The sequence below is a fragment of the Ferrovum myxofaciens genome, assembly GCF_000735045.1.
GTDB classification, from domain to species: domain Bacteria; phylum Pseudomonadota; class Gammaproteobacteria; order Burkholderiales; family Ferrovaceae; genus Ferrovum; species Ferrovum myxofaciens.
This window is the reverse complement of the sequence record NZ_JPOQ01000244.1, coordinates 1-7,926: the sequence shown is the minus strand read 5'-3', so window position 1 is coordinate 7,926 and position 7,926 is coordinate 1. Positions and strand designations below refer to the sequence as shown.

The window sequence follows — 7,926 nt, the reverse complement described above, 5'->3', positions numbered from 1 at the left end:
AAACGGGGTGGCTGCGTTCCGAACCTGCGAAGATCGAGCCTTCGGGCAAAATCACGGTGGCAACACCGTTAGAGCAGGTCGTTTGTGATAGAGGGTTTGCCATCGGTCATGGCCTGGATGCTGTAGTCGCAAGACGAGAGCCAGGAGACCCCAGTGGATTCGCCCTTAGAACCCCCTGTCTTTAGACATGGGGAGGTTTAGTGACCGTGGTATCATGAAACTCACGAAATCCGGGTATCACCAACCGAATTCATCCCCATTGCTTCATGTTTTCGGGTGGGCAACCCTCAGAGTCGTTAAGCCCTGCTTAACCCGGTTGCTTTTTAATGGCAAGGATGCCCATAAAGAACCTTGCTGAGGCTGTGATGTCACTCTTGCATAACTTGGAAGATCCTGATCTGGAGAACACAGGGTCTCACACATCTGTCGCCATCCTGCTGGCCACCTATAATGGTGGGGCATTTCTGCGTGAACAGTTGGCTTCCTACGAGGCTCAGCACCATGGGAACTGGTATGTGTGGGCGTCGGATGATGGGTCTACGGACAGGACCCTGGAGATTCTGGCGGAGTATCAGGAACGTTGGGGGAAACGCATGACGGTGGTGGCGGGACCCCATCAGGGATTCGTGGCTAATTTCTTGTCTCTGGTGTGCCGCCCTGAAATCAATGCGGATTATTACGCTTATTCGGATCAGGATGACCTGTGGGAACCGGAAAAGTTGACCCGAGCCGTGGCTTGGTTGTCCATGGTACCCCCCTCTATTCCGGCTCTGTATTGTGCGCGCACGCGTCTGGTGGATGAGCAGGGGCGGGACCGTGGGTTTTCTCCCTTGATGCGCAGGCCTCCATCCTTTGCCAACGCCCTCATGCAGAATATTGCCGGGGGCAATACCATGGTGTTCAATGCTGCCGCCTGCGCCCTGCTCCGATCGGTGGAACCTGGGGTGGAAGTGGTCACCTTCGACTGGTGGACCTATCTGGTGGTAACGGGGTGCGGGGGGCAAGTACATTACGATCCCATTCCTACCTTACGCTACCGTCAGCATGGGCAGAATCTGGTGGGGGCCAGTATCAGTTGGTCGAAACGCTGGGCTCGTCTGGGCTTCATGTGGAAGCGACGCTATGTTCTTTGGACAGACATTCATGCGCGTGCATTGCAGAGTTTGGGGCCTTGCTTGACGCTTGAAAATGCTTTGATTCTCAGAACGTTTCTATGGGCCCGACAGCAAACCCTGGGCAAGCGCTTGCTGGGTTTGAAGCGCTCGGGGGTGTACCGACAGCACCTTGTCGGGCAATTGGGATTGTTCCTGGCAGCGCTGTTCAACCGGATATGAGCAGGGTTGCGTCCTGATTTTAGCGGGTAGGGGCTTTTAGAAGCCCATGCTTGAAGAAATAGCGAGCCATGCTGGACAGGTGCCATAGGGTGTAGCGCAGTTTCCTGCGGCTGTCCCGTTGTGCATTGTGAATGACGGAAGTTTGGGGGCAGAGTCTGACCTGCCAGTGCTGGGCCCAGAGGCGGACGCAGATATCCACGTCTTCGTAATACAGAAAAAAATTCTCATCGAATCCCCGGATGGCACGAAAGGCATCCGCCCGAAACATCAGGAACATGCCGGCAGCCCAATCGATGGGGATTGGTGAGTTTTCCGGCGCGTGGATCCGTCCATCGCTCAAGCCAAATACTTTCTTCACCAATCCGGCCAGGGTGGGAAAGTGACGGGCGTTGTCTTCGGGGATTCCTTGGACCGTGGTGACCTGTGGGACGACCAGTCCGACTTGGGGGTCGCTCAAGCAGTCCAGAAGCGCCGGGAAGGGGTTGGTGGTGAGACGGATATCCGGGTTGAGGACGCAGAAAAAGTCGGCATCGCAGTGCTGGAAGGCAGCATTGTGGTTCTCACCAAACCCCTTGGGGTGAGGGTTGGTGAGAAGCGTGAAGGGGAGAAGGGCCGTGGGAGGAGGTTCGGGCAGGTTGGCTGTGAGACAGATCGCCACATCGGGGGCGTGCTGCGCCAAATCCCCCAGCAGGGTCTGGACCAGAGAGGCCTGACGGTGACTGACGATGGAGACGACGATCTTGGGGGGGCGCGGGTCGGTCATGGGAAGGATCAGCGTTCGGGACTTTGCGCCGAGATCGTGAGAAATTCGCTCCGCTCGGGGGTCTGGAACATCACCCGCAGATCGGCCAGCAGTGATTGAAGGAATAAGGGCAAGGGGAGAGAACCTGCTTGGGGGTCGTAAGGATCTTTTCCTTGCTCGATGCGATGGCTGGATTGGTACAGCCACCGACTGGGTAATTCCGGCAGGTGAACCGTCAGGTGGGTGAATCCTTGTTCTTTGAACAATTGGCTGAGGGTGGCCTGGGTGAAGAGGACGAGGTGACGGGGAGGCTCAAGTCCACGCCAGTGATGCCCGAATCGTTCATGACCGAAACTGTCCAGATTGGGGGTGGCTACCCAAAGACGTCCGCCGGGTTTGAGAATGCGGCACATTTCCCGCAGGGTGGCGCGGGGGTCGGGCACATGTTCGATGACATGGCTGAGGGTGACGTAATCGAAGTGATGTGCGGGGAGTCCCGTATCCGGAAGACCGCTGCAGTGTACCTTGGTGCCGCGGCGACGGGCGAATTCCACGGCTTGCGGGTCCATATCAGTTCCCCAGGCGTCCCACCCCAGGCGGGCGGCGAGGGCCAGGAAGTCGCCGTTCCCGCAACCGATGTCCGCCAGAACCTTGGGGGTCTGGGGAGAACAGGGCAAATGACGGACTTGCATGTCGGCTTTGTTTTTCAAGAGGGGCAGCAAGGGAATCAGCCAGCGTCCGAGCGGTGAATGGGGGGACAGGGAACTCCCATAGTGGGCGTTGAAGTAATCGTTCAACAGGGATTGTTTGAGACGCCCTAGCCAGGAGGTGCCGGAGGGCTCTGCCCCGTGGGTGTAATAATTCTGATAGGCCAAGGCGATGCTGGCCTGGTTGGGGATGGGATCGAGATAGGCGCAGTGGCATCGAGTACAACGGTATAGGGTCCAGCGTCCGGGCGCACTGAAAAAGATCCGGTCGGTCAGTCCCTCATGGAGTACGGTACGCTCCGGGGCATGACAAAGGGGACAAAGCGTGACGCTGTCCAGTTGTTCTTCTGGCCAGGGGGTCATGACTCCATTTCGCAGTTGGGATCGTCGGACATGGGCATGAATTCAGCGCCCATGGCGAACATGAGAGTCGAGCGTGCCCGCCTTGGCCTCATGACCCGCCATAAGTGGGAGGAAATGCTGGACGGCTTCTTTTGTGGCAGGGTCGATACGATTCAAGATCATCCTTGGTTCATCAGGGGGCTACAGTTCGAGTGTAAACGTCATCCCTAGGGTAAATCAATCACAATGAAGTAACTGTAAAAGAATAGGGTGATAATTTTTCATTTCAGAACTCACTTGATCTCCACACTCCGTTGGGTGGCATTTGCTGTCTTTCACCGGTGAAAGAATCGTTTGCGCCAGTGGGGCGGGAGCAGTACCCAGGAATTCCAAAGGGTGGACAGGACCAGAAGACTGGCCAGAGCCAGGTAGAGGAAGGAGGCGTAGGGCAGAAGTTGCGTCAGGACGAAGGCCAGGGTGAGCAAGAAAGCGGGACCCAGACTATGACGCAGGGCATCCAGGCTACCTGCCGCCCAGAACAGCAGGAGAGCATCGACGCCAATGCGCAGGTTCCAGGCCCAGGCAGCACCCTCTGCCCCGAAGGCAGAGATCAGTCCCCACAGCGTCAGGCCATAGGGTAGGAGTTCCAGCAAGTGAAAGCGGGCAGGCAGGTCGGGACGGTTGCGACATTGCAGGTGGGTGAAGGGAATGAATGCCAAAGCATTGGCCCAGATGCCCAGCAGCAGGATGGTCCCGATGGGTCCTGTGGTTGGGGCCAGTCGGGGGCCTAACCACAGGTCGAGGAAAGGTCTCATGCCCAGCAGGGCAAGGAGGATCGTGATCGTCATGAGTGCGGTGAGGAGACGGGTGTAGTTCAGGACGTACTGTCGAGCCTCGGGTTCCGATGCGGCGGTCAGGGTGGGGGTAAGCGCTTTTTGCAGACTGACGGGGAAAATCATCAAATAATTGACCAAATTGAAGGGTACGGTATAAGCAGTAACCGCTGTGATCCCGCTGAGGGCCCCGATGACGAAACGGTCGAATACGGTAAGCAGGGGACCGGCCAAGGCAGTGACCGTGACCCACCCTCCGTAGTGGAGCAGAGGTTTGATTTCCTGGGCGGCGAAGTGGGGGCGCCCGGTTAGCGGGATAAGGCGCTGACAGGCGAGTCCCAGGACGATGACACTGACGGCTCGACCCAGCAGGGCGGCGGGCACCAGGGCCGGGAGGGTGGGATGGTGGCTCAGGGCCAGGATCAGCGGGCATAACTGAAACAACAAATTACCGATGGCTTGTCCTGCGTTCATGGCAACGAAGGCTTGCCGACCCATGAGGGCCCCGGATAGAACGGACAGAACCGTGACCAAAGGCAGGGCCACCAGTACCCAGGGCAAGGTAGCCAGACATTCCTCACGCAAGGGGCCGACCAAGGAAAAGGTATCCGAAAAGTGAGTCCCCAGAGCATAGAGAATTCCGCCGCCCAAGCACCCGGCACCGAGGCTGAGCCCCAGTCCGGTCCAGAAAGTTCGTTGGCGGAGAATTCGGGCACCGGGGGGAAGGGCGGCAAAGCGGTTGGTGAGGGCGCGCCCAAAACCCAGGTCAAAGATCCCGAAATAACCCAGCAACAGCCAGAGAAGAGCCAGAACGCCATAACGCGCCTCGCCGATGGAGCGGATATAGAGGGGCACGGTGGCCACCATGACGAGGCCGGGGATGACCGTGCCGAGCGCGTTGATCAGGGTGGCGTGACCAATCCCGGCAGGTCTGGGGGAAGAGGGAGACATGACCGGGATTATAATCAAGTCATCGGTCGGTTGGGGGGCTAGTTTCCATGGATTCGGCAGAGAGGTTATCTCTCCGGTGCCTCTGTCTGTCGTTCCAGGTGTACCCAGTCCACGATGTCGCCTTCCGGTTGGTATCCGGGGACCAGTTGTTGGAGCAATGACCGGATCAGGTCTACATCGTTGGTATTGAGGGCTACCGTGAGGGAATCGAGCTTGCTGTTCAGTTCTGACCATCCCAGAAAATCTTCATGGGCCTTCATGATGCGTGGGTGGGTCGTGGGTTCGGGCTGGTTGCCGATGAGCAATTCTTCATAGAGTTTTTCTCCCGGGCGCAGGCCAGTCACCTGAATTTCGATATCTCCCTCCGGATCCTCATGGTCACGCACCCGCAGACCGGACAGTTCCACCATGCGCCGCGCCAGGTCCATGATCCTGACAGGTTCTCCCATGTCCAACACGAACACATCTCCCCCCCGCGCCATGGCACCCGCCTGGATGACCAGTTGGGCGGCTTCGGGAATGGTCATGAAATAGCGGGTCACTTCCCCGTGGGTGAGGGTGATGGGTCCCCCGTCCTTGATTTGCTGGCGGAACAGGGGCACCACGGAACCGGAGGATCCCAGCACGTTGCCGAAACGCACCATGGAGAAGCGGGTGACGGAGGATTCCACGGCCAAGGCCTGAAGGACCATTTCAGCCAGACGCTTGCTGGTTCCCATTACGTTGGTGGGGCGTACGGCCTTGTCCGTGCTGATCAATACAAAGTCCGACACGCCATTTTTCAGAGCAGCCAGCGCGGTGGTGAGGGTGCCCAGTACGTTGTTTTTGAGCCCTTCCGCCGGATTATGTTCCACCATGGGCACATGTTTGTAGGCGGCGGCATGGTACACCGTGTGGGGCGACCAGGTGGAGAGGATTTCGTGCATGCGTCGGTTGTCCTGCACGGAGGCCAGCAGAGGCACCAATTTGAAGGTGGGTGCCCGGGGGAGCAGTTCCTGGTGTAATTCGTACAAGGCAAATTCGCTTTGTTCCAGCAGCAGCAGGATGGTCGGGTTCAGGGCAACGATCTGGCGGCACAGTTCACTCCCGATGGAGCCACCGGCGCCGGTTACGAGTACCACCTTGTCGTGGATATTTTTTCTGAGGAGGATAGGGTTGGGGGTCACGGGTTCCCGGCCCAGCAGATCTTCCAGATCCAGTTCGCGCAGGGCGGAGATGCTGACCCGTCCCTGGGCCAGGTCAGCCATGCGGGGCAGGGTGCGCACCGATACGCGGGAGCGGCGCATCAACTCCAGGATTTCATTACGCTGGTGTCGGTTGAGCGAAGGGATGGCCAACAGTACATCGTTGACCCTGAGGGTTTCCCGCAGGGCCGGCAGATCGCCGGGGGCATAGATACGATGTCCGTCCAGCACGTTGCCCTGCAGACGGTGGTCGTCGTCGAGAAAACCCACCACGCGCATTTCATGGCTGTGGGCCAGAGCGCCTGCCAACTGGCGCCCCGAGGTTCCAGCCCCGTACACCAGCACTCTGGGCAAGGTGTCATGTTTCAGCAGGTTCTGGTATTCCCCGCCCAGCCAGAAGCGCGCCAAGGCCCGGGAAGCCCCCACAGTCAGCAGCAACAGTAGGGGTTGCATCAATCCCACGGTGCGCGGGACCCCGGGCACTTCGATGGCGGTAAAAATGGCCGCGAACATCAGGCCATAGACAAAGGAGGCGCGCGTGACCGCCATCAGGGCTGGCCATCCGGAATAGCGGAAAATGGCCCGGTAGAGGCCAAAAGCAATGAACACGGGCAGGGCCAGTGCAACGGAAGTGACCGCCGCCAGAAGAGGGGGGCCGGACAGGAAGACCCATTCGCCCAGACGCAGGTAATAGGCCAACCAGACTGTGAGCACGCAAAGACAGGCATCTACAGTCAGCACCAGCAAGCGTTTTGTCAGGCGCGGGAGGGACAGTACGGGATGGATAGCTTTCTGGAACGGCATGGGAATTGGTTTCAGTGGGTATGATTGCCCACGCTCGTGCCTTGCCGGGCAACCCGGATGGATTAGATTCTAGCACAGGAGTGATGGTCAACGGTGACCAGATAAAGCCATCAGTCGTTCGTTCTGCTCACTCCACAAATACCTCGATTCCCACTCAGAAGCGTCCTGTGATCAGGATACTTGTTTCGTCTGTCATGGTAATTTAATACGCAGGTGATAGATTTGTCTTGAACTTGCGCTGCCGGACCCATGAACCCACTTATCGGTAAACCTCGTGCCGTTTGCCCACTTGTACCACAAGCACGCGCAAAGCACCGTCTTGAATGTCACAAATCACTCGACAATCGCCCACCCGGTAACGCCAGAAACCGCCAAGCGGGCCGGTCAACCCCTTGCCTGTGCTACGTGGATTTTCCAGTCCGGCAATACGCTCCATGAAATCGACGATGCGCCGTGCCGTTTGCTTGTCGAACTTGCGGAGCTGCCTCTTGGCCGTGTCGGCATAATCAATCGTCCAAGCCAAGGTCTCTCCTCATGTCAGCAGCAGAATGCACCTGTTCTTGCCCCTTTCGAACACGTTCCAACACATCAGCGGCAAGGTAGTAGTCCTCCATATCCTCAATACCCTGCTCGATGATTTCTCGCAGATAGTAAGCCTTTGTCCGCCCGGTAAGGGAAGCAAGGTAGTCAAGCCGTTGCTCTGTTTCTGGAGCCAGTCGAATCGAAGTAGCCATGCCACAACCTCCTTTTGAATACATGTATTAACTGTATCACATAATTACGCATGGAACCCACTGTGTGGGTAACTGACAGAAGCCGCATGAAAACATCAACTCCTCTTGGCCTACTTGGCTTCCAATTTCAAACTGCTGCTTTTGGCCCAATTTCAAGTTGCTGATGACAGCGGCCAAAGTGTCGATGGGATTGAGCCGGAATGCGAAATTGTCCAAGGGCGTAAAGTTGCCCGTTTCCAATAATTTACGCAAAGCCTACTGGAAAGTGGGTCGCGTCACTGAACATGCCGCCAAC

Annotated in this window: 7 protein-coding genes; 1 reads left to right on the top strand and 6 read right to left on the bottom strand. The window is 57.7% G+C overall.

The genetic code is table 11. The features are described from left to right. Positions 1–365: 365 nt before the first annotated feature. On the top strand, positions 366–1,334 hold the full coding sequence (locus IV91_RS0113185) for a glycosyltransferase family 2 protein (RefSeq protein ID WP_031599209.1): 969 nt from the start codon (positions 366–368) through the stop codon (positions 1,332–1,334). A gap of 19 nt (positions 1,335–1,353) precedes the next feature. Here the strand turns inward: IV91_RS0113185 and IV91_RS0113180 are convergent, their stop codons facing one another. The 6 genes from IV91_RS0113180 to relB form a co-directional block, all read right to left on the bottom strand. Next, positions 1,354–2,097 carry a glycosyltransferase family 2 protein gene (locus IV91_RS0113180; RefSeq protein ID WP_031599207.1) on the bottom strand — a complete coding sequence of 248 codons (744 nt, stop codon included), beginning with the start codon at positions 2,095–2,097 and terminating at the stop codon, positions 1,354–1,356. 8 nt (positions 2,098–2,105) lie between these two features. Further along, complete coding sequence (locus IV91_RS0113175) at positions 2,106–3,146, bottom strand: class I SAM-dependent methyltransferase (RefSeq protein ID WP_031599206.1); 1,041 nt, start codon at positions 3,144–3,146, stop codon at positions 2,106–2,108. A 314-nt stretch (positions 3,147–3,460) separates the two neighbouring features. Then, positions 3,461–4,909: a flippase gene (locus IV91_RS0113165; protein ID WP_051862726.1), complete on the bottom strand. Its 1,449-nt coding sequence runs from the start codon at positions 4,907–4,909 to the stop codon at positions 3,461–3,463. Positions 4,910–4,974: 65 nt separating this feature from the next. Continuing rightward, a complete protein-coding gene (locus IV91_RS0113160) occupies positions 4,975–6,897 on the bottom strand; it encodes a polysaccharide biosynthesis protein (RefSeq protein ID WP_031599203.1) in 1,923 nt (640 codons plus the stop codon). Positions 6,898–7,156: 259 nt separating this feature from the next. Then, entirely contained in the window at positions 7,157–7,420 is a 264-nt protein-coding gene (locus IV91_RS0113155; RefSeq protein ID WP_031599202.1) for a type II toxin-antitoxin system RelE family toxin, read from the bottom strand. Then, positions 7,404–7,631: a type II toxin-antitoxin system RelB family antitoxin gene (gene relB / locus IV91_RS0113150; protein ID WP_031599200.1), complete on the bottom strand. Its 228-nt coding sequence runs from the start codon at positions 7,629–7,631 to the stop codon at positions 7,404–7,406. The genes IV91_RS0113155 and relB overlap by 17 nt, the downstream gene beginning before the upstream one ends. Between the last annotated feature and the right edge of the window lie 295 nt (positions 7,632–7,926).

Bases quoted from the DNA above. Each gene is read 5' to 3' on its own strand.
- IV91_RS0113185 (WP_031599209.1), top strand. From the start codon at position 366: ATGTCACTCTTGCATAACTTGGAAGATCCTGATCTGGAGAACACAGGG.
- IV91_RS0113180 (WP_031599207.1), bottom strand. From the start codon at position 2,097: ATGACCGACCCGCGCCCCCCCAAGATCGTCGTCTCCATCGTCAGTCAC.
- IV91_RS0113175 (WP_031599206.1), bottom strand. From the start codon at position 3,146: ATGACCCCCTGGCCAGAAGAACAACTGGACAGCGTCACGCTTTGTCCC.
- IV91_RS0113165 (WP_051862726.1), bottom strand. From the start codon at position 4,909: ATGTCTCCCTCTTCCCCCAGACCTGCCGGGATTGGTCACGCCACCCTG.
- IV91_RS0113160 (WP_031599203.1), bottom strand. From the start codon at position 6,897: ATGCCGTTCCAGAAAGCTATCCATCCCGTACTGTCCCTCCCGCGCCTG.
- relB (WP_031599200.1), bottom strand. From the start codon at position 7,631: ATGGCTACTTCGATTCGACTGGCTCCAGAAACAGAGCAACGGCTTGAC.